General features: G+C 64.0%; 17 protein-coding genes and 2 pseudogenes. 9 read left to right on the forward strand and 10 right to left on the reverse strand.

Annotation, left to right across the window (positions count from 1 at the left end):
• The first annotated feature begins 33 nt into the window (after positions 1-33).
• From hpaD to BRA1253DRAFT_RS10155, 3 genes are read left to right on the forward strand one after another with little or no spacing between them, the layout of a single operon-like run.
• Positions 34-1,017 carry a 3,4-dihydroxyphenylacetate 2,3-dioxygenase gene (gene hpaD, locus BRA1253DRAFT_RS10145; RefSeq protein WP_007593664.1) on the forward strand — a complete coding sequence of 328 codons (984 nt, stop codon included), beginning with the start codon at positions 34-36 and terminating at the stop codon, positions 1,015-1,017.
• A 3-nt stretch (positions 1,018-1,020) separates the two neighbouring features.
• Positions 1,021-1,890, forward strand: a complete 870-nt coding sequence (locus BRA1253DRAFT_RS10150; RefSeq protein WP_007593665.1) for a fumarylacetoacetate hydrolase family protein — start codon at positions 1,021-1,023, stop codon at positions 1,888-1,890.
• 25 nt (positions 1,891-1,915) lie between these two features.
• Entirely contained in the window at positions 1,916-3,544 is a 1,629-nt protein-coding gene (locus tag BRA1253DRAFT_RS10155; protein WP_007593667.1) for a thiamine pyrophosphate-dependent enzyme, read from the forward strand.
• Positions 3,545-3,671: 127 nt separating this feature from the next.
• On the opposite strand, the gene alkB is transcribed toward BRA1253DRAFT_RS10155, so the two are convergent.
• From alkB to BRA1253DRAFT_RS10175, 4 genes are all read right to left on the reverse strand, one after another.
• Positions 3,672-4,325: a DNA oxidative demethylase AlkB gene (gene alkB / locus BRA1253DRAFT_RS10160; RefSeq protein ID WP_198288297.1), complete on the reverse strand. Its 654-nt coding sequence runs from the start codon at positions 4,323-4,325 to the stop codon at positions 3,672-3,674.
• 9 nt (positions 4,326-4,334) lie between these two features.
• A complete protein-coding gene (locus tag BRA1253DRAFT_RS10165) occupies positions 4,335-5,081 on the reverse strand; it encodes a 2OG-Fe(II) oxygenase (RefSeq protein WP_007593670.1) in 747 nt (248 codons plus the stop codon).
• 159 nt (positions 5,082-5,240) lie between these two features.
• Positions 5,241-5,927, reverse strand: a complete 687-nt coding sequence (locus BRA1253DRAFT_RS10170) for a DUF2848 domain-containing protein (RefSeq protein ID WP_007593672.1) — start codon at positions 5,925-5,927, stop codon at positions 5,241-5,243.
• The gene (locus tag BRA1253DRAFT_RS10175) at positions 5,920-7,269 is read right to left on the reverse strand and encodes an amidase (protein WP_007593673.1); all 1,350 of its coding nucleotides are present in this window, start codon (positions 7,267-7,269) and stop codon (positions 5,920-5,922) included. Before BRA1253DRAFT_RS10175 ends, BRA1253DRAFT_RS10170 begins: the two co-directional genes overlap by 8 nt.
• Before the next feature lie 173 nt (positions 7,270-7,442).
• On the opposite strand from BRA1253DRAFT_RS10175, the gene BRA1253DRAFT_RS10180 reads away from it, so the two are divergent.
• From BRA1253DRAFT_RS10180 to BRA1253DRAFT_RS10195, 4 genes and pseudogenes are all read left to right on the forward strand, one after another.
• Positions 7,443-7,856 (forward strand): Zn-ribbon domain-containing OB-fold protein, encoded by a 414-nt coding sequence (locus BRA1253DRAFT_RS10180; RefSeq protein ID WP_007593674.1) that lies wholly within the window; start codon positions 7,443-7,445, stop codon positions 7,854-7,856.
• 3 nt (positions 7,857-7,859) lie between these two features.
• Positions 7,860-8,998: pseudogene (locus BRA1253DRAFT_RS10185) on the forward strand (thiolase).
• Between the two features lie 170 nt (positions 8,999-9,168).
• Positions 9,169-10,083, forward strand: coding sequence for an SDR family oxidoreductase (locus tag BRA1253DRAFT_RS10190; protein WP_007593675.1), 915 nt, complete (start codon positions 9,169-9,171; stop codon positions 10,081-10,083).
• A 131-nt stretch (positions 10,084-10,214) separates the two neighbouring features.
• Positions 10,215-11,327: an SMP-30/gluconolactonase/LRE family protein gene (locus BRA1253DRAFT_RS10195; RefSeq protein ID WP_007593676.1), complete on the forward strand. Its 1,113-nt coding sequence runs from the start codon at positions 10,215-10,217 to the stop codon at positions 11,325-11,327.
• A gap of 121 nt (positions 11,328-11,448) precedes the next feature.
• Here the strand turns inward: BRA1253DRAFT_RS10195 and ppc are convergent, their stop codons facing one another.
• From ppc to BRA1253DRAFT_RS10210, 3 genes are all read right to left on the reverse strand, one after another.
• Positions 11,449-14,238 (reverse strand): phosphoenolpyruvate carboxylase, encoded by a 2,790-nt coding sequence (ppc, locus tag BRA1253DRAFT_RS10200; protein WP_007593678.1) that lies wholly within the window; start codon positions 14,236-14,238, stop codon positions 11,449-11,451.
• A gap of 1,021 nt (positions 14,239-15,259) precedes the next feature.
• Positions 15,260-15,742: a cupin domain-containing protein gene (locus tag BRA1253DRAFT_RS10205; protein WP_007593682.1), complete on the reverse strand. Its 483-nt coding sequence runs from the start codon at positions 15,740-15,742 to the stop codon at positions 15,260-15,262.
• 194 nt (positions 15,743-15,936) lie between these two features.
• Positions 15,937-16,815, reverse strand: a complete 879-nt coding sequence (locus tag BRA1253DRAFT_RS10210) for an SDR family oxidoreductase (RefSeq protein ID WP_007593688.1) — start codon at positions 16,813-16,815, stop codon at positions 15,937-15,939.
• 124 nt (positions 16,816-16,939) lie between these two features.
• Between BRA1253DRAFT_RS10210 and BRA1253DRAFT_RS10215 the strand changes: the two genes are divergently transcribed.
• Complete coding sequence (locus tag BRA1253DRAFT_RS10215; protein ID WP_007593689.1) at positions 16,940-17,563, forward strand: TetR/AcrR family transcriptional regulator; 624 nt, start codon at positions 16,940-16,942, stop codon at positions 17,561-17,563.
• A gap of 345 nt (positions 17,564-17,908) precedes the next feature.
• Entirely contained in the window at positions 17,909-18,826 is a 918-nt protein-coding gene (locus BRA1253DRAFT_RS10220) for an NADP-dependent oxidoreductase (protein WP_007593690.1), read from the forward strand.
• A 133-nt stretch (positions 18,827-18,959) separates the two neighbouring features.
• Here BRA1253DRAFT_RS10220 and BRA1253DRAFT_RS43480 read toward each other — a convergent pair whose 3' ends face one another.
• From BRA1253DRAFT_RS43480 to BRA1253DRAFT_RS10235, 3 genes and pseudogenes are all read right to left on the reverse strand, one after another.
• Positions 18,960-19,139, reverse strand: coding sequence for a hypothetical protein (locus BRA1253DRAFT_RS43480; protein WP_007593691.1), 180 nt, complete (start codon positions 19,137-19,139; stop codon positions 18,960-18,962).
• A 587-nt stretch (positions 19,140-19,726) separates the two neighbouring features.
• A complete protein-coding gene (locus BRA1253DRAFT_RS10230; protein ID WP_007593693.1) occupies positions 19,727-20,131 on the reverse strand; it encodes a YccF domain-containing protein in 405 nt (134 codons plus the stop codon).
• Between the two features lie 171 nt (positions 20,132-20,302).
• Positions 20,303-21,846, reverse strand: a pseudogene (locus BRA1253DRAFT_RS10235) (acyl-CoA synthetase).
• Positions 21,847-21,905: the final 59 nt, after the last annotated feature.

Raw genomic sequence — 21,905 nt, forward strand, 5'->3', positions numbered from 1 at the left:
CCCGGAATGACAAGGGCCGAGAGGGGAAACGCAATGCCCGTACCGCAACATATCTTCGAGCCGCCGTTCAACATCATCCGCTCCAGCCACGCCGTGCTGGACGTGACCGATCTGAAGCTCAGCCGCGAGTTCTATGAAAGCGTTGTCGGCCTGCATGTCGAGGACGCCGACGACAAGGTCGTCTATTTGCGCGCCGCTGAGGAACATCAGCATCACTCACTGGTGTTGCGCAAGGCGGCGGCGCCTGCCTGCAACCGGCTCGGTTTCAAGGTCGGCAATGACGGGGATCTGGACAAGGCCGCAAAGTTCCTGTCCGAGAACGGCCTGGGCTACGCCTTCGCCGATCAGCCCTTCCAGGGCCGGACGCTGCAGTTCACCGATCCCTTCGGCTTCCAGATCGAGCTGTATGCATCGATGGAGCGGCGGCCGCATCTGCTGCGCCGCTACGACCTCTACAGGGGCTGCCATCCGCAGCGGCTCGACCATTTCAACGTTTTCGCCGCCGAAGTGCAGGACACCGTTGAATTCTATGCCCGGCTCGGCTTTCGCCTCACCGAATACGCCGAGGAGGACGGACCGAACGGGCGCATCGCCGCGGCCTGGATGCATCGCAAGGGCAATGTCCACGATTTTGCGATCACCAACGGCAAGGGCCCGCGGCTGCACCACTTCGCGTACTGGACGCCGACGGCGATGAACATCATCCATCTCTGCGACGTCATGGCCTCGCAGGGCTTCGTGAAGAACATCGAGCGTGGTCCCGGCCGCCATGGCATCTCGAATGCGTTCTTCCTCTACGTCCGTGATCCCGATGGGCACCGTCTGGAGCTCTACACCAGCGATTACTTCACCGGCGATCACGACCACGAGCCGCTGCGCTGGTCGCTGCGCGATCCGCGCCGCCAGACATTGTGGGGCGCGCCCGCCCCGCGCTCCTGGTTCGAGCAGGGCTCGCCGTTCTCCGGGCAAGCCGTGCGTGAGCCGAAGTTCGTGGCCGACGTGCTGGTGGCGGATTAAGCAATGACCCTCCCTCACCTCTCCACCTATTCCGTCAAGGGTGCAATCCGCTACGGCGCCGTCGTCGACGGCGGCATCGTCGATCTCTCGGCGCGCCACGGCAAAGACTATCCCACGCTGCGCGAGGTGATCGCCGCAGGAAAGCTCGCGAGCCTCGCCGAGGAGGCCGCCAGCCGCACCCCCGATCACGCGCTCGGTGACATCATCTGGCTGCCGCCGGTGCCCGCGCCGGAAAAGATCATCTGCATCGGCGTCAACTATCCCGATCGCAATGCCGAGTACAAGGACGGCCAGGACGCGCCGAAATATCCGAGCATGTTCATGCGCTCGCCGCGCTCCTTCGTCGGCCATGACACGCCGCTGGTGCGCCCGCGCGCCTCCGCGCAGCTCGACTATGAGGGCGAGATCGTGCTGGTGATCGGCAAGGCGGGCCGGCACATTCCGGAAAATTCTGCGCTCGACTACATCGCCGCGCTGACGCTCTGCAACGAAGGCTCGGTGCGCGACTGGCTGCGCCATGCCAAGTTCAATGTCACGCAGGGCAAGAACTTCGATTCCAGCGGCAGCCTCGGCCCGTGGCTGGTGCCCTACGCACAGGAATCGCAGATCGCCGACATTCGCCTCACCACGCATGTCAATGGCGAGCTGCGGCAGGACGACCGTACCAGCCGGCTGATGTTTCCGTTCCGCTATCTCATCAGCTATATCTCGACCTTCGCAACGCTCGTTCCCGGCGATATCATCATCACGGGCACGCCGACCGGCGCCGGGGCACGGTTCGATCCGCCGCGTTATCTGAAGCCCGGCGATGTCGTCGAGGTCGAAGCCGAGGGCATTGGAAAATTACGCAACGGCGTCGTCGACGAAGCCTGAACAATGATTGAAATGGAATAGTGCCATGACCACCCTCACCGGCGGCGAAGCAATCGTAAGCGGCCTTGTCGCCCATGGCGTCGACACCGTGTTCGGCCTGCCCGGCGCGCAGGTCTACGGCCTGTTCGACGCCTTCCACCAGGCCCAGCTCAAGGTGATCGGCGCGCGGCACGAGCAGGCCTGCGGCTACATGGCGTTCGGCTATGCGCGCTCCAGCGGCAGGCCCGGCGTGTTCAGCGTGGTGCCCGGCCCCGGCGTGCTCAACGCCAGCGCGGCACTGCTCACCGCCTTCGGCTGCAACGAGCCGGTGCTATGCGTCACCGGCCAGGTGCCGACGCAATTTCTCGGCAAGGGCCGCGGCCATCTGCACGAGATGCCGGACCAGCTCGCGACCTTGCGCACCTATGTGAAATGGGCGGACCGCATCGAATATCCCGGCAACGCGCCAACCACGGTTGCGCGCGCCTTCCAGGAGATGACGTCCGGACGGCGCGGCCCCGCCTCGGTCGAGATGCCCTGGGACGTCTTCACCCAGCGCGCGGACACGGCCGCCGCACAGGTGCTGGATCCCTTGCCCGCGCCGCGGCCCGATCCTGATATGATCAAGCAGGCGGCCGCGCTGATCAGGAACAGCAAGGCGCCGATGATCTTCGTCGGCAGCGGCGCGATCGAAGCGCGCGAGGAGATTCTCGAACTCGCCGAGATGATCGACGCCCCCGTCGTCGCCTTCCGCAGCGGCCGCGGCATCGTCTCCAATGCGCATGAGCTTGGACTGACGATGGCGGCGGCCTACAAGCTGTGGCCGACGACCGATTTGATGATCGCGATCGGCACGCGCGCCGAGCTGCCGGCGTCGGGCTTCCGCTGGCCGTATCAGCCGAAGGGGCTGAAATCCATTCGTGTCGACATCGATCCGGCCGAGATGCGCCGGCTTGCCTCCGATGTCGCTATCGTCGCCGACGCCAAAGCCGGCACGGCCGATCTCGTCACAGCCGTGAAGAAGGCCGGCTATGCGAGGACGAGCGGCCGGCGGGGAGACATCCGCGAGGCGACTGCGACGGCCCAAGCCGAGATCCAGCGCATCCAGCCGCAGATGGCCTATCTCAACATCCTGCGCGAGGTGCTGCCGGCGAACGCGATCGTGACCGATGAATTGTCCCAGTTCGGTTTCGCCTCCTGGTACGGCTTCCCGATCTACGAGCCGCGCACCTTCATCACATCAGGCTATCAGGGCACGCTCGGCTCGGGCTTCCCCACCGCGCTCGGGGCCAAGGTCGCCAATCCCGACAAGCCGGTGGTGGCGATCACCGGCGACGGCGGCTTCATGTTCGGCGTGCAGGAGCTTGCCACCGCCGTGCAGTTCAACATCGGCGTGGTGACGCTGGTGTTCAACAACAACGCCTACGGCAATGTCCGCCGCGACCAGCGCGAACGTTTTGACGGCCGCGTGGTGGCGTCCGATCTGGTCAACCCGGATTTCGTCAAGCTCGCGGAGTCCTTTGGCGTCGCGGCTGCACGCGTCACCGCGCCGGACCAGTTCAAGGCGGCGATGGAGACGGCGCTGGCCCATGGCGGGCCGTATCTGATCTCGGTGGAAGTGACGCGGGATTCGGAAGTCAGCCCGTGGGCGTTCATTCACCCGCCGAAGCCGTGATGACGATCCTCATGGTGAGGAGGCGCGTGAGCGCCGTCTCGAACCATGAAGGCCCCGCTGCTGCAGCTCGGCCTTCATCCTTCGAGACGCGCGCCAACAGGCGCGCTCCTCAGGATGAGGAGATCGACTAGCGCGTCCTGCGAAAGGTCAAATTGACCCGCGTCCGCCCGAGCAGCGCATGCTCGCCATCGGCGAGCGGCGCTACGCCGTGATAGGCAAGCCGTGACGGTCCGCCCCAGACTACGACATCGCCATGGACGAGCCGGAAGCGACGCGGCTTGTCGTTGCGTGCCATGCCGCCGAACAGGAACGTCGCGGGCAGGCCGAGCGAGACCGAGACGATCGGCGCCGAATAATCCAGCTCGTCCTTGTCCTGATGCAATGACAGCCGCGTGCCGGGCTCGTAGCGGTTGACGAGGCAGGCATCGGGCGCGAAGTCTTTGAAACTGCCCTGCTCGGCCGCACGGCCGGCGAGATCACGCAGCACGGACGGCATGGCGGGCCATGGCGCACCGGTTTTCGGGTCGATCGGATCATAGCGGTAACCGGTATGATCGGTGATCCAGCCGCGCTCGCCGCAATTGGTCATGGCGACCGACATCAAATGACCGCCGGGCGTGGTCATGCGGCGGAACGGCGACTGCGCCACGATGGCGCGCACGGCTTCGATCAACTCGCTTTCGATCGGCTTGACGAAGCCGCGCAACAGCACGGCGCCGTCGGCGATCTCCTCGCGCGACGGCTGGGCTTCGGCGACGCTATCGAACAAATCCGCCATCAGCGGCAGCGCTTATTTGGCATCGTGAAAGATCACACCCAGCGTGTGGCGCTGGCCAGAGCGAATCCGGCTGACGCCATGGCGGAGATTAACGCGGTAGGTGCCGCGTGTCCCCTGCACCGGACGGTGATGCACAGCGAAGGCGACCGCGTCGCCCTGCGCGAGCGGAACCACCTCGGCACGGGACTGCATGCGCGGGCGCTGCTCGGTCAGCACGAACTCGCCGCCGGCAAAATCGCGGCCGGGCTCGGACAAGAGGATCGCGACCTGCAGCGGGAACACGTGCTCGCCATAGAGATCCTGATGCAGGCAGTTGAAATCGCCGGCTTCATATTGCAGCAGCAGCGGCGTCGGCCGCGCCTGCCCTGCCTGGTGGCAGCGCTTCAGGAACGCTGCGTGTTCGGCGGGGTAGCGGATGTCGATTCCCATCGCCTCGTTCCAGCGATTGGCGACGCCCTGGAGATGCGCGTAGAGCGCCGGGCGCAATTGCGCGATCAGGTCGGGCAGCGGGTAGGAGAAATATTTGTACTCGCCGCGGCCAAAGCCGTGGCGGCCCATGACGATGCGGCTGCGGAAGTTGGCGTCGTCGGGATAGAGCGCGGCGACGGCGCGGCATTGGTCCGGCGTGAGCAGGCCCTTCAGGACAGCGCAGCCGTGCGTGTCGAGTTCGGCGGTGATCTGGGGCCAGTCGAGGGTATCGACATGGGCGGCGGGGTCGGCTGCCGCAGATTGACGCGATTTGCGTGCTGTAGCTGTCATGGCTCTGATCTTCGCAGGACCGCCCCGTCCTCTACCACCCGATTTCCGACTCTCGCCCCCGTCATTGCGAGCGCAGCGAAGCAATCCAGAATCCCTCCGCGGAACCAGTCTGGATTGCTTCGTCGCAAGAGCTCCTCGCAATGACAGTGCGGAGAGACCTTAGCCCCTCACCGGCAGCGTCACCACGTCGTAGCCGTGCTTGATCGTCCGCCTCAGCACGGGATCTTCCAGCTCGAAATCGAAACGGTCGGCGGGGCGGATACCGCCTTTCGCCGCAAACGTACCGCCGAACATGGCGCACCCGTCGGGGAATTTTCCACCCTCGAAACCGCGCGCGATCAGGTCGACGACCGGCAGCATCGCGTCCAGCGTGCCCTCCTGGTAGAGCACGCGCTCGCCCTTGATGGTGGCCCAGGAGCGCAGGATCATCCTGTCCCAATGGCCGATGACGTCCTCGAGCTCCCACAGCGTTGAGGAGATCGGCTTGTCGCACATCTGCTTGGACACCGTGACGTTGTAGGCCTCGACCTTGCGGTCGGTGTGGTCGGAGCCGCAGCCGACGAAAATGCGACCCTGCCAGCCGATCAGCACGAACTCGACCTCGCCGCTGGAATCGCCGCCAGTGCACTCGATGCTGTCTTCCATTGTCAGGCGCCGCGCCGAGGCGCGATAGTAGATCGGCGTCGAGGCTGGCGGGGCGATACCCATCTCCTGCAGCTCGGCAATGTGCTTGTCGCGCGCGACCGGATCGCGGCCGGTCCAGCCGGCGATGACCATCTGGTCGATCGCCAGCGTCAGCGGCGTGGTGGTGTCCTGGGCGTCGACGGTGAAAGTCAGGTCAAACACGAATTACGGCCTCCATGCCGGCAGCAAGCTCGAAGATACGGCGGTCCGATCCGCCCGCGCCCGCCAGCATCAGGCCGACCGGAATCTCGCCCTCGCGATGCGCAGGCAGCGAGATGGCGCAGCCGTCGATCATGTTGATCAGGGTGCAATTGCGGAGCGCCCGCAGGTTTTCCCTGGTGAACGCCTTGTCGTCGGCAAGATCCGCAATTTTCGGCGGCGTGTTGGCGGTGGTCGGCAGCACCAGCGCGTCATAGGGAGCGATGCGCGCATTGACGCGGGCGATCAGCGAGCGGCGCTCGTTGAGAAGATCGATGTAGTCCGCCGCGCTCTGCGCCTCGCCGCGCATGATGCGCACGGAGACTCTGGGATCGTAGACGTCGCCCTTGGACGTGAGGAGGTAGCGATGCCAGGCATAGCTTTCGGAAGCCGCAAAGCCGCCCTTGGCGTTCATCGGTCCGATGTCGTGGAATTCGGCCATCTCGATGCGCTCGATGATCGCACCGTGATCGGCAAGGGTCTTGAGCGCCCGCTCAAATGTCCCGGCCACTGCCGCATCGAGGTCGTCGAGCGCGATCGTGGTCGGCACCGCCAGCCGCATGCCCTTGACCGGGCGAGGCTTCAGCGGGGCGATCGGCTCGTTGGCGAGCACGGCGTCGAGAATGGCACAGCAACTGACCGATCGTGCCAGCGGCCCGATGCTGTCGAGCGAGAACGACAGCGGCACAGCCCCATCGAGCGGCACGCGCCGCTGCGTCGGCTTGTAGCCGACGATGCCGTTATAGGCCGCCGGAATCCGGCAGGAGCCGCCGGTGTCGGTGCCGAGCGCGCCATGCGCCATGCCGTCGAGCACAGAGACCGCGGCACCCGAAGACGAACCGCCGGGCACGTGGCCCTCGGCCCGGTTCCAGGCGCCCTTTGGCGTGCCGTAATGCGGATTGATGCCGATGCCGGAATAGGCGAACTCGGTCATGTTGGTGCGCCCGATCACGACGAAGCCGGCCTTGCGCAGCCGCGCCACCGTGGGGGCATCCTGTTCGGCCGGCGAGGAATCGTCGAGCGCGCGGGAGCCGGCGCGCGTCACCTGGCCCTTGATGTCGAAGAGATCCTTGATCGAGACCGGGATACCGGCGTAGCGCGAGGGCGCCGCCTTCACCTTGCGCAAACCGTCCATCGCATCCGCCGCCACAAGCGCGGCATCCTTGTCGACATGGATGAAGGCACGCTGCCCCTCGCCGGCCGGATCGGCGATTTTGGCGATGCAAGCCTCGACCAGCTTGCGGGAGGTGGTGCGGCCGCTTTCGAGGTCTTCGGCGAGCTTCTTCAGTGTCGAAAAATCGGGCATGTCTGTCTCACGGAATATTTGCGCGCAATGTATAGCGCTGCCTCACTTCGACACAAGCATTGTGCGCATGATGGCATGCATGCGCATTGCTGGACCGTTGACGCGCCATGGTCGATTGTCGCATCAAGATCGCAACAGCCGGGCTTAGCTTGGCCTTGGGAGGACCTGCCGAGATGGCCGAACCGCAGCGCGCGCGACCGAAACCGACGCCCGAGACCCAGCATTTCTGGGACGGCACCAAGGCGGGTGAGTTGCGCCTGCAGCGCTGCGACGCCTGCGCGCATGTCTATTTCCCGCCACGCCCGTTCTGCCCGTCCTGCGCCTCGCGCAAGGTCAGCATCTTCAAGGCGAGCGGCAAGGGCTTTCTCTACAGCTACGTGATCAACCACCGTCCCGCCGCGCCCGGCTTCACGCCGCCTTACGCGATCGCGGTAGTCGAGCTCGACGAGGGTCCGCGGATGATGAGCAACATCATCGACTGCCCGCAGACACCGGAGGCGCTCGAGCTCGACATGAAACTCGAGGTCGCCTTCGAGGCGCTCGACGATAAGGTCACCCTCCCCGTATTCCGTCCGGCGAAGGGATAGGCCATGCGCAGCGACCAGGTTGCCGTCGTCGGCGCGGCCGAGACCACCGAGCTCGGTGTCATCCCCAACGCCTCGCAGCTCCAGCTTCACGCGGATGCGGCGCTCAATGCTATCGCCGATGCCGGCCTGAAGCTGTCGGACATCGACGGTTTCGCCACCGCGGTCGAAACGCCGCAGCAGGTCTGTCACTATCTCGGCATCAAGCCGACCTGGGTGGACGGCACCTCAGTCGGCGGCTGCTCGTTCATGCTGCATGTCCGCCATGCCGCCGCGGCGATCGAGGCCGGCCTCTGCAAGACGGTGCTGATCACCCATGCCGAGAGCGGCAAGTCGATGATCGGCAAGGCACCGCGTTCGATCCCCGCCGACAGCCTGCAAGGCCAGTTCGAGGCGCCGTTCGGCGTCTATGGCCCCCCAGCATGTTCCCGATCCCCGTGCTGCGCTTCATGAAGACCTACGGCATCACGCACGAGCAACTCGCCTCGGTCGCGGTGGTGCAGCGGGAATGGGCGGCGAAGAATCCGCGCGCGATGATGAAGGATCCGATCACGGTCGCGGACGTCCTCAACTCGCGCATGATCGCCTATCCGTTCCGCCTGCTGCAGTGCTGCCTCGTCACCGACGGCGGCGGCGCGTTGATCCTGACCTCGGCCGACCGCGCCAGGGATTTTCCGCGCAAGCCCGTCTACATCATGGGCACCGGCGAGAGCGTGGAGACGCCGATGGTCAGCCAGATGGAGACGTTCAACTCCTCGCGCGCGTTCAAGACCGCCGGTCCCCTCGCCTTCAAGGAGGCTGGTATCGCGCACAAGGACGTCGACCATCTCATGATCTACGACGCGTTTGCGCATCTACCGCTGTTCGGCCTCGGCGATCTCGGCTTCATGCCGCACGAGGAGACCGGCAAGTTCATCGCCGACGGCAACACGCGGCCAGGCGGCAAGCTGCCGCTCAACACCAATGGCGGCGGCTTGAGCTACATGCATTCGGGCATGTACGGCATGTATGCGCTTCAGGAGAGCGTGCGGCAGATGCGCGGTATTGCGCCAGCGCAGGTCGCGAATGCGAAGATTTCGGTGTGCCACGGCGTCGGCGGCATGTTCGCCGCGTCGGGCACGATCGTGTTTACGAACGAGAGGTAATGAGCTGCTCGCCTCTCCCTCTCCCCGTTCTTACGGGGAGAGGGTTGGGGTGAGGGGCTGCTTCCACACACTCGGACTCGTGGAGAGTCCCCCCTCACCCGGATCGCATCGTCGATGCGATCCGACCTCTCCCCGCAAGCGGGGCGAGGTAAGACAACAGGAGAACCCACATGACGAAATCACTGCAAGACAAGGTCATCATCGTCACCGGCGCAGGCCGCGGCATCGGGCGGGAGATCGCGCTACTCTGCGCTGGCGAGGGTGCCAAGGTCGTCGTCAACGATCCCGGCGTCGCCGCTGACGGCGCCGGCACCAGCGCCGCGCCCGCCGAGGAAGTGGTCGAGGAGATCAAGAAGCGCGGCGGCACCGCGGTTGCCAATTTCGAGTCGGTGGCCGAAGCCATCCCCGCGAGCAAGATCGTGAAGACCGCGACCGATCATTTCGGCCGGCTCGACGGCGTGGTCAACAATGCCGGCATCCTTCGCGACATGATCTTCCACAAGATGAGCGTGGAAGCGTTCGAGGCCGTCATCAAGGTGCATTTGATGGGCTCGTTCTACGTCAGCCACGCGGCGGCGCGGATCTTCCGCGAGCAGGAGTCCGGATCGTTCGTGCACTTCACCTCGACCTCCGGCCTGATCGGCAACTTTGGACAAGCCAATTACGCCGCCGCCAAGCTCGGCATCGTCGGCCTGTCGAAGTCGATCGCGCTCGACATGGGCCGCTTCAACGTCCGTTCCAACTGCGTCTCGCCGTTCGCCTGGACCCGCATGATCGGCACCATCCCGACCGAGACCGAAGCCGAGAAGGCGCGCGTCGAGAAGATCAAGCAGATGGGCCCGGAGAAGATCGCGCCGGTCTGCGCCTATCTGCTCTCCGATGCCGCCAAGGACGTCTCCGGGCAGATCTTTGGGGCACGCATGAACGAGCTGTTCCTGTTCAGCCAGAACCGTCCGCTGCGCTCGGTGCACCGGAGCGAAGGCTGGACGCCGCAGTCGATCGCGGAACATGGCATGCCGGCGCTGAAGGGATCGTTCTACAAGCTCGACCGCTCCGCCGACATCTTCCCTTGGGATCCCGTGTAAGGAATCCCGTCGGACCGCATTTGCGGCATCTCTGCCCTGCGATCTCCGGTTATCTTACTCCGGAGATCGCTCCGCTTTACGCCCGATTGCTGGCGGATCATTTCCTCCCAACACAATTTTGGGAGGAAACCATGACAAGAATACTGACCAACTCCGACGACACGACTGCAAGCAGCGGCCTCGCCCGCCGCACGCTGCTCAAGGGCGCCGCGACTGTCGCCGCGTCTGCCCTGCTCGCCTCGAACGCGGACGCCCGCGACTTCGGCGCCAATGCCGAGCCGCAGCGCTATCCCGATCCTGACATCATTGCCATCGATCCCAAGCGCTTCAAGGCCAAGGTCGGCAACACCGCGATCAAGCGGCTCTATACCGGCTGCCTGTGGGCGGAAGGGCCAGCGTGGAATGCGCAGGGGCAATATCTCGTCTGGAGCGACATCCCCGCCAACCGGCAGCTGCGCTACCTCGACGACGACGGCCATATCTCCGAGCAATTCCACAAGCCGTCGAACGAGGCCAACGGCAACTCGTTCGACACCGAGGGCCGCCAGATCAGCGCCGAGCGCACCCGCCTCGTCCGCTACGAGCATGATGGTTCGGTGACGTCGCTGGCCGAACAGGCCAACGGCAAGCCGCTCAACGGCCCGAACGACATGGTGGTGCATCCCAACGACAAGGCGATCTGGTTCACCGATCCCGGCTACGGCGCGATCAGCATCTATGAGGGCAAGCTTGCCAATACCGGCTCGCTGCAGCCGTATCAGAAGGAAGCGGTTTATCGCATTGATCCGCAGAGCGGCCAGGTCGCGAAGGTGGCCGACGAGCCGTTCAAGCCGAACGGCATCGCTTTCAGTCACGACTACAAGAAGCTCTATGTCTGCGACACCGGCATCACGCATTATCCGCAAGCCGAGAACGTGGTGTGGTCCTACGACATCGACGGGGCGAAGCTGTCGAACCCGAAGAAGCTGATCGACATGAAGCTCGACGGCAAATCAGGCTTTCCCGATGGGTTGCGGGTCGACACTGAGGGCAATATCTGGGTCGGCGCCGGCTGGGTTGGCCCCGGCTACGACGGCGTGCAGGTGTTCGCGCCGAACGACGGCGCGCGCATCGGGCAGATCCTGTTGCCCGAGACCTGCGCCAACGTTTGCTTCGGCGGCAAGAAGCGCAACCGCCTGTTCATGACCGCGAGCCAGTCGCTCTATGCGGTCTATGTGGAGACGCAGGGCGCGCATTTCTGTTGAGGCCGTGCTCTCACGACGCGTCATGGCCGGGCTTGTCCCGGCCATCCACGACTTGAACCGCGGCACTGAGAACGTGGATGCCCGGGACGAGCCCGGGCATGACGACGGAGGGTGGGTCGCCTTATCCCGTATTCCTCAGCCCCGCCGAGATCCCGTTGATGGTCAGTTGAATCCCGCGCAGCACCTGCTCGTCCGGGTTCTGCGCGCGGTGCTCTTTCAGCAGTTCGACCTGCACGTGGTTGAGCGGGTCGAGATAGGGGAAGCGGTGGCGCACCGAGCGCTCCAGCAGCGGATTACTCTGCAGCAGCCGGTCCTGGCCCATGATGTCCAGCAGCGTCTCGATGCAGGAATGCCATTCGCGGCGGATGCGGCCGAAGATTTTTTCGCGGAGCGCCTCATCCGGCACGAGCTCGGCATAGCGCGAGGCGATCGCGATCGAGCTTTTGGCCAGCACCATGTCCATGTTCGACAACAGCATGCGGAAGAACGGCCATTCCTTGTAGAGCTCTTTGAGGAACGGCATGCCCTTGTCGGGATGCTCCGCGATCCATTGCTCGACCGCGCTGCCAAAGCCGTACCAGCCGGGCAGCATCAGGCGGCATTGCGCCCAGGAGAACACCCAGGGGATCGCGCGCAAATCCTCGATCGCGCGCGTCTTTTTGCGCGAGGCCGGACGGCTGCCGATGTTGAGTGTCGCGATCTCGTTGATGACGGTCGACGCCCAGAAATAATCGACGAAGCCGTCGGTCTCGTAGACGAGGCCGCGATAGGCCTTGAAGGCGAGGTTTGAAAGCTCGTCCATCGCGGTCAGATATTCGCGGCGCGGCGCGCTCTGGCGCGGATGCAGCAGGCTCGCCTCCAGCGTCGCGGCGGCAAGGATCTCCAGATTGTTGCGGCCGACTTCGGCGTTGGAATATTTCGACGAGATGATCTCGCCCTGCTCGGTGATGCGGATCTGGCCGTTCACCGCGCCGCCGGGCTGGGCGATGATGGCATCGTAGCTCGGGCCGCCGCCGCGGCCGACCGAACCGCCGCGGCCATGGAACAGGCGCAGGCGCACGTGATGACGCTCGAATACGTCAACGAGGTTGATCTCGGCCTTGTAGAGCTCCCAGCCCGAAGTGACGAAGCCGCCGTCCTTATTCGAGTCGGAATAGCCCAGCATGACCTCCTGCACGCTGCCGCGGCTGTCGACCAGCCGGCGGTAATCGTGCAGCGAGAGCATGCGGTCCATGACGGTGGAAGACGCCTGCAAATCCTCGATGGTTTCGAACAGCGGCACGATGTTGATGGCGCTGCGCCCGGAGGGATGCACCAGCCCCACCTCCTTCAGCAGCACCGCGACCTCGAGCATGTCGGACATGCTCTTGCACATCGAGATGATGCATTGGGGGATGGCATCCGAGCCGAACTTCGCATGCGCCTCCGCGGCCGCATGGAAGACATTGAGCTCGCCCATGGTCTCGTCGCTGTATTTGACGAATGGCGACACCAGCGAGCGCGTCGAGCGCAGCTCGTTGGTGAGCAGCGAGATGCGCGCGTCCTCGCCGAGCGCGAGATAGGACATGCCGGGATTGGCGGCGTCCATCAGCTCGGCAATGGTGCGCTCGTGCACCGCCGAATTCTGCCGGATATCGAGCCGGGCCAGATGGAATCCGAAGCAGTCCACCGCACGGCGCAGCAGCCGCAGCCGGCCGCGGGCGATGACGCCGGCGTTGTTGGAGATCAGCGAGCGGTGCAGCACGTCGAGATCGGCCTTGAACTCCCCGACGCTGTCATACGGCGCGCCCTTGCCGACCGGCCGCCGCGTGATCTCGACCTGAAGCATTTCAGCCGTGGCGGTCAGGCGCGCATAGATGCCGGAGACCGCGAGGCGATAGGGCTCGCCGCTCCGGTGCGGCGAGGTATCGGGCGAGCGCTCCGCCAGCGTGCGCAACTCCTCGGATACGTCGGCGAGATGCGCCGCGATCGACAGCTCGGAGCCGAGCACGTGCAGCTCATTGAGATAGAACTGCATCACCCGGCTCGACTGCAGCCGCAGCGTGCCGCGCATCACGTCGGCGGTGACGAAGGGATTGCCGTCGCGGTCGCCGCCGATCCAGCTGCCCATGCGCAGGAACGAGGCGAGCTCGCCTGCCGCCTGCTCGCCGCCCTCCTCCAGCCGGTCCTCCAGCGTGTTGACCAGCCGCGGCACCTCGCGGAGAAACGTGTAATCGTAGAACGACAGGCCGTTGGCGACCTCGTCGAGCACGGTGAGCTTGGTCCGGCGCAGCAGATTGGTCTGCCACAGCGTCAATACTTCGCGGCGGAGCTGCTCGTCGCTTGCGGCGGCCTCGTCGGCCGTCAGCGCGACGCGCTCGCGACGATCGAGCAGGGCTGCGACCTCCATCTCGCGGTCCATGGTGCTCTTGCGGCGGACCTCGGTCGGATGCGCGGTCAGCACCGGGCTGACCAGCGCGCTCTTGAAGAAGTTGCGCAGAGCATCGGCACCGATGCCCGCAGCCCTGGCATGGGCGAGGGTCTCGGCCAGCACGCCGGAGCCGCCGCCCTTGTTGGCGCGCATCTGGCGAATGTTGTTCTGGTCTTCGGCGATGTTGGCGAGGTGGGAAAAATAGCTGAAGGCGCGGACGATCCGCACCGTCTCCGAGGTCGACATGCTGTCGAGGATCTGCTCGAGCTCGCGGCGGGCGAGCCGGTCCTCGTCGCGGTGGAATCGGATCGAGGTCTGCCGGATGCGCTCGACCAGGTCGAACACATCGGCGCCCTCCTGGTCGCGCACCGTGTCGCCGAGGATGCGCCCGAGCAGGCGGATGTCGTCGCGCATGCGCGCATCCGCCTCCAGCGCCTGGACATCCTCGGGGCGGTTGTTGCGTTGGTCGGCGGTGTCGGATGGTAATGTCTGGAGGGACATGGCTCGGCTCCCCTTGTAGAGCTCCCTATGGCTCCCCGGCCCGGTCGAGTGTGCGATATTCTTCTGCCGCAGTGCAAGGTGAACTTGGTGGCGGCGCACACCACCGGCGCCGTTCGTGTCCCGGGCACGAGAGATTTGCCTGCAACTCGTCACTGCACACGTCCGCGGTCTCGCGGCGCGGGCGCCCGAGTTTTGCTGTCCGTTTTCGCCCTCGTCGCAAAGAAAGGGCGCAGGGAAGGCCGGGCGCCGGCTGGCACCCAGGGTCCGCACGCGAAAACGCACGCGGGGGTGACCACAGGTGATGCCGGAACATCCGGCCTTCCCTGCGCGATGGTTTTACGGCTTATGGCGCGCTCTCCCCGGGGAGCGATGCACTATTGCCCCCGTCGCCTTGCGGATGATCGATGCGCGCACTCGGTCGAGCCGCACATCACCGCAAGCCTTGACGCACAAACCCCGGGCGTCAGGACCACACGCTTTTGCCGTCCGCGGACGTCCCTCCCCGGACATCCGGAAGCTTGCGCGTGCTCGCCACCGAAGCCGAAAAGAACCGATGTGACAGCGCCGGGTCGTTCGCGCAGATCGCGATGGCTCACAGGGGTCGCCCGCCCTGCCACCTCGTCACGCGCCGGCGCTGCCGCGTCCATCGCATCCCGGCTCACGTATCGTGACGATCGCGAAACGCCCCTTCTGGCGGGCTGGGATGGCTGCGGTTTACCCGAAGATAATAATTCGGTCAATCAGAATATTCGACGGCCCGGTGCTTGACCTGCATGTGGCGTGTTTTGCTTGTCGGGCAACGCGAGGGATGGTGTGCTCGGCGTCGACTGAGCGCCCCACCCACTGCCACGAGCGGACATGGCTATGGTGTGAGAGAGCCATCCGCTCTGCCTTGGGCCGCGTAGGATGGGTAGAGCGCTTGCGAAACCCATCATGCTTCGTCTGCGGCGGAGGGATTGATGGGTTTCGCTGCGCTCTACCCATCCTACGAGTGCTGAAGCGCTCGGCAGGTCGACCAACGTTATTTTTGCTTTCGAGGATCATCCTCGGCGTTCAAATAGTCGATGCCTGTCGGTCCAATCCCGGTAATCTCGAAGATCACCTCTTCGTCCCTGGTTTCCGCAAACTGCCACACCTTTGGCGGCACGTGCGAAAACGTACCGGGGGGAAAGCTCAGGAGCTTCGATGCATCGACCTTGTCGCCCAGCGCAGAATAGTACGTCCCCGAAATGATGACGCGAACGCGTTCATCGGGGTGAGAGTGCACAGGCATTTTGGAATTCGCCGGTACTTTGAGTCGAACGGTATAGAGGCCCGGCTTGCCCGGATTGCCGTGTAGCACCGCCGATTGCGTCCCCTTAGGCATCGAAAGCAGCGGGCTCCACTTCAGTTCGGTCGCCGTCACGCGCTTGTACTCAAGTGAATTATCTTCCGCGAGGGCCGCACAAAATCCACTCGTCGCAAGGACGGCCAACAAACCGATCCCAAACTTGAGAAAGGACATCTCGGGCTCCGTTGAAAATATCCGGCGCCGCTACTCTACTCCAAGTGGTCTTTCTCTGCCATGGGTCGTCAGCACGCGTAGGATGGGTTTGGCGCTCGCAAAACCAATCATGCTTCGTCATCGGCGGACGGTGATGGGTTTCGCTCACGCTCTATCCTTCCTACGAGCTGTACAGTGTGCTTATCGCGTTCGCGTCAAATCATACTCGCCATGCCGAGCGCGCGAAGAAGGTCGTTCTGAATCGGGGCGACGGCCTCGTTCAGACGCTGGACACCGAGATCCATGCCTTCGGGCATCACGACCGTCCGCAGAGGCCGCCGTTCCGTGGCCTCGACCAGCTGCGCGATCGCATTCGCGACGAGCTGGGGCTGCGGCGGATTCTGCGGGTCGTTTCCATCGTTGGAGTGCTGCTTGATCTGACCCGGGATCGCCGCAACACCGCCATAGGTTTTCAGCACGTCTTGGTCGGAGGGTTCAGGGCTGGATGGAAGAAGGTTGCTCGGGAACGGGCCTGGCTCGACGATGACCGAATCCACACCGAAGCTCGAAAGCTCGTAGCGGTAGGCTTCCGCGAGGGCTTCGAGCGCGAACTTGCTGGCGGAATAGACACCGAAGAACGGGAAGACCACCCGCCCCATGAGCGACGTGACATGGACGAGGACGCCGCTGCCGGCAGCCCGCATGTGCGGCAGAACGGCACGATCGGTACGAACGGCGCCGAAGAAGTTCACGGCGAACTGCGCTTCGATATCCTTGACCGTATAGGCTTCCGTGACGCCGACGGGCATCATTCCCGCGTTGTTGACCAGGGCATCGACCCGGCCGTGCTGCCGGACGACTTCCGCGATCGCGGCGTTGACGGATTGTTCGTCGGCGACGTCCATCTCGAGGACCTGGAGCGCACGCCCTTCAGCCTTTGCCGCTTCGACAAGCTCGTCGCGAACACGGCCATTTCTTCCTGCGACATCGCGCATGGCAGCAACCACCGTGTGACCCCGCTTTGCGAGCTCCAAGGCGGTGAGTTTCCCAAAACCACTGCTCGCACCCGTCACAACCACAACTTTTCCGCTCATCTCACGATCTTTCTCTGAAATCCAAGGAATAATGAATCTATAGACAGACCTGTATGTCTTTGCAATCCCTAGATTGACAGAATAGTCTGTCCAGCGACGCATACGGCTCGGTTAAGGACGATCGATGAGCACGCTGCTTGATTTCGTGGACGTGGATATTCAACCGCTCGATGCGCTCGCCCCGCGCGAGCGCATTTTGAAGACGGCGTCAGACCTGTTTTACCGGTTCAGCATCAACTCCGTCGGAATCGACCGGATCATCGCCGAAAGCGGCGTGGCCAAGATGACGTTCTACAAGCACTTTCCCTCGAAGGCCGACCTCATCGCCACTTATCTGCGCTACAAGAGCGCCGTCTGGTTTCAGATGCTTTCGACCTCCACCGAGCGAGCCGGTCTCACGCCAGTGGAGCGCGTTCTCGCTGTTTTCGACGCACTCGAACAACCGCTCCTTGCGCCTTCGTTCCGCGGCTGTCCGTTCGCCAAAGGAATGGCCGAATTCGGCCCGGAGGCAAACTCCCCGGGCGTAGAGGCGACCATCGCAGCGTATTTTACAAAGTTGCACGACTTCGTTGCGTCACTCGTTGAGCCCTTGTCATTGAGCAAACCCGAAAGGGCCGTGATCCAGATCCTGTCGCTGTTCGAAGGCTCGCTCGTGATCGCACAGTCAACGCGTGATCCCGCCATCGTCGAGGCTAACCGCGAGGCAGCCAGAGTGTTGTTGGAACAAGGGATCGCATCGTCGTCTTAATCTGGAGCCCTTGCGAAACTCTTCCTGGTTCGTCACCGGCGGACGGATCGATGGGTGCCGCTGGCGCTCTCCTCATCCTACGAGCGCAATCTGAGCGCCGCCTGAATGCGCTTGGTACAGCCAGAATTTGCAATCTTGGTACTGGTTTCATGACCAGGCGCGACGCATCTAGCTGCTAGTACCGCGACCGAAGCGAACCCGATCGGCAGTCTCAGTACGAGCTGGTCAATCCGGACAGCGCAGATCGCGGACACTTCCACACTGCCCGGCAGTTTGTAGATAGCCGTTGTGCTTACGCTGCCTGCAACAGTTGCATCAACAGACAATGACCGAGGAGATAATCCCATGAAGGCGATCGTTGTGAGGGAACGGGCCGCGGGAACGGCCGGGATGAAGCTGGTGGAGCGGCCCGAACCGCAGGCATCGATAAACGATGTCGTTGTTCGGGTTCATGCGTCGGGATTTGTTCCGACCGAGCTGACATGGCCCTCGACCTGGACCGATCGCCTCGAGCGTGACCGAACACCGTCGATCCCTGGGCACGAGTTGGCTGGAGTGGTCACCGCTCTCGGATATGGCACTACGGGGTTGTCGGTAGGACAGCGGGTGTTTGGCCTCGCGGACTGGTATCGCGACGGCACGCTCGCCGAGTATGTGGCGATCGAGGCACGCAATCTCGCGCCGCTCCCGGGCGACGTCGACTTCACGGTGGGCGCAAGCCTGCCGATCTCGGGCCTGACGGCATGGCAAGGGCTGTTCCAGCACGGCCGCTTTCAGGCGGGGCAAAGCGTCCTCGCACACGGCGCGGCCGGTGCAGTCGGGTCGATGGTGACGCAACTCGCACGAGAGGCCGGCGCCCACGTCATCGGCACCGGACGCGCCGCCGACCGTCAGACGGTGCTCGACTTCGGCGCGAAGGAGTTCGTCGACCTCGACAACGATGCCCTGGAAGACATCGGCAAAGTCGACTTGGTGTTCGATGTCATCGGCGGTGACATCCAGAAGCGGTCCGCAGCATTGATTCGAGCCGGAGGAACACTGGTCACCATCGTCGGGCCCGCAGAGGCGCGACCCTCCGACGGCCTGGCGGTCGACTTTGTCGTCGAGGCCGATCGTGCCCAACTGAGTGAGATCGTCCAGCGGGTGCGGGACGGACGATTGCGGACAAACATCGGCAACGTCTCGATCTTCGACGATGCCGTCGCCGCCTTAAACCCGACCAGGCGACGCAAGGGGAATACGATCATTCGCGTTCGTCCCTGAGGGCGCATGCGCATTGATGCACGCAGCGTGCAGGATGGGCCGAGCGCTTGCGAAACCCATCATGCTTCGTCATCGGCGGACGGTTTGATGGGTTTCGCTCACGCTCTACCGATCCTACGAGCTTGGTTGGTCCTCAAGCTCCCGGATGTGCTTCGCGGTCCGTATTAACATCGGTACCAACTCCGATCTCGGGACAATCGTGACGCTCACCAGTGGTGATGGTGCCGCCAGCCATAATGATGACCTCGGCCTCTGCCCCAACCGTAATGATGACCACGCCCACCGTGATGACCCCAGCCGTGGCCACCACCATGCCCGTGGCCGCCCTTGACCTCGATAGTGGCAGTCTGAGACGCGCCCAGTGCGTCCGGCTTGGCAGCGGGCATCGCCGAAGCAGAAGGTGAAGGTATTAAAGCAACGGTCCCCGCCACAAAGCCGATCAAACAAAGCCACTTCATGCAATCGCCTCCCGATAAGAATGAGCCGTGGGCCAGCCGGCCGCGGCACATTGCGGCAGCGTTCGCTCCCGTTCTTCAACAATGAAGCCGGGAAAAAGTTGCAATGAATCTGACGCATTGCCGAGGGGCAGGATACCTATGCCCGGTCGAAAGCAGTCGTGCTCCACTTCGAATCAGCGCGTAGGATGGGTTGAGCCCTTGCGAAACCCATCATGCTTCATCATCGGCGGACGGATTGATGGGTTTCGCTGGCGCTCTACCCGTCTTACGAGCTGAGCAAGCGCCTCGTCCTTCGAGACGACCGCTTCGCGGTCTCCTTAGGATGAGGCTGAGTTGCGTCGGGATTCGTTGCAGGTGGAGCCACGTGTTCCGCCCTCATCCTGAGGGCCCGCCAACGGCGGGCGTCTCGAAGGATGTGCCGCGGGGACGCTTACGAGTTCCCCTAAGCCGGCACGATCACCTTGCCGATCGGCCAGAGCGCGATGCCCGCGAGCTTGAGGTGGGCCCAGGCGAAGGGAATGCCGATGATGGTGATCGCGAGGGCCAGGGCGGTGAGGAGATGGCCGAGCGCCAGCCACCAGCCAGCCAGCACGAACCAGATGATGTTGCCGATCACCCCGAGCGGACCGGTGCCGACATCCTCGACACCGGTGACCTCATAGCGGCTGACCGCCCGCGAGCCGAACGGCATCAGCGTGTAGACCGCGATGTTGAACGCTGCCCGCGCCCACGGGAGGCCAATGATGGTGATCGCCATGATGACCGCGGCGATCAGCCAGCCGAGCGCCATCCAGGCGCCGCCGATGAGGATCCAGAGCAGGTTGAGCAGGATGGAAACGGGAGCCATGGGATGATCCGCGAGACGGTGATCCCGTGAGTATAGCACGATGAGCGAGGTTGCGGTCGACGAAGCCGCTCACGAATTCACGGGCGTGTGTAGCCCGGATGAGCGAAGCGACATCCGGGGCTTATTATCCCGGGTATCGCTTCGCTCACCCGGGCTACGCACTACGCACCGTCAGATCTTCCGCCCCGCCTGCTCCCAATAGGGATCGCGCAGGCGGCGCTTGAAGATCTTGCCGGAATCTTCGCGCGGCAGCCCGGCGCGGATCTCGATGTGTTTTGGCACCTTGTAGTCGGCGAGCGAGGCCTTCAGCCGGGCGCGGATTTCGGCGGCGTCGAGCGTGATGCCCGCCTGGGGCTCGACCACGGCCATCAAGGTCTCGCCGAATTCTGCGTCGGGAATGCCGAACACCGCGCAATCATGCACGCCGGGCACGGCATGCAGAACCGACTCGATCTCTGCCGGGTAAATGTTGACGCCGCCCGAGATCACCATGTCGCGCTTGCGGTCGCAGATGAAGACGTAGCCCTCTTCGTCGATATAGCCGACGTCGCCGGAGGTAATGAAGCCGTCGCGATCGATCTCGGCGCGCTTCTCCGGTTTGTTGTGGTAGGTGAAATCGGCCATCCCGGCCATGCGCGAATAGATCTCGCCGATCTCGCCCACGCCCAGCAGGCGTCCGTCATCGCCGATGAAGCGCAGCTCGGCGCCGGGCGAAATCCTGCCGACGGTGCCGGGTTTCCTTAGCGCATCCTCGGAGGTCGCGAAGGTGACGGCGCTGGATTCGGTCGAGCCGTAGAATTCGTAGATCACCGGCCCCCACCACTCGATCATGGCGCGCTTGACGTCCGCCGGACAGGGCGCGGCGGCATGGATGATATGGCGCAGCGAGGAGACATCGTACTTCTTGCGCACCTCCCCCGGCAGCTTCATCAGGCGGATGAACATGGTCGGCACCATGAAGATGGTGTCGATTTTGTAGCGTTCGATCAGCTCGAGAAATTCCTCGGGCTCGAAGCGCGGCATCAGCACCAGTGCACCGCCGAGTTTTCCCGCGCGGATGCCGAACGAGTTCGGCGCGGAGTGATAGAGCGGACCCGGCAGGATCGTGCGGGCGCCGGGCTTCAGCCGTAGATCATCGCGCGCATGCGCTCGCCGGCGGCCGCCTGTTCCGGCGTCGGTGCATTGCGCCGTACGCCCTTGGGATGGCCTGTCGTGCCCGAGGTGTAGATCATGTTCATGGGCTGCGGCACGATCGGGCCGTCATAGGGCTGGTGCTGTGCGAGCCAAGATTCGAAATCGATCGCGAAGTCCGGCGTCTTCAGATGATCGGGATCGATCTTGTAGTTGGACAGGATCTCCGGCGGCGTCGGCACGCTGAGCACGATGACGCCTTTCGGGATCGCATCGCGCAAGGCATGCAGCATGTCGGCATGGCCGATCAGCACGGAGGTGCCGGTGTCGTTCAGGATGTAGGTGATCTCCTCCGGCTTGAAGTGCCAGTTGATCGGCACACCGTAGGCGCCCAGCCGCATCGCGGCATAGGCAGCTTCCAGAAAGGCAATGTCGTTGCGCATCAACATGCAGACGCAATCGCCCTGCCTGACGCCGATTTGGCTGAGGCCCGCGGCGATGCGATCGGCACGATCAGCGACCTCGGCATGGGAGCGGCTGCGCTCACCGGAGACGATGCCGAGGAAATTTGACGTTTCGCTCATTGTTGGTTTTTCTTTGTTGTTGAAGTTGCCCCTCATGGTGAGGAGGCGCAAGGCGCCGT

Origin of the sequence: Bradyrhizobium sp. WSM1253 (assembly GCF_000244935.1) — a bacterium.
Lineage (GTDB): Bacteria > Pseudomonadota > Alphaproteobacteria > Rhizobiales > Xanthobacteraceae > Bradyrhizobium > Bradyrhizobium canariense.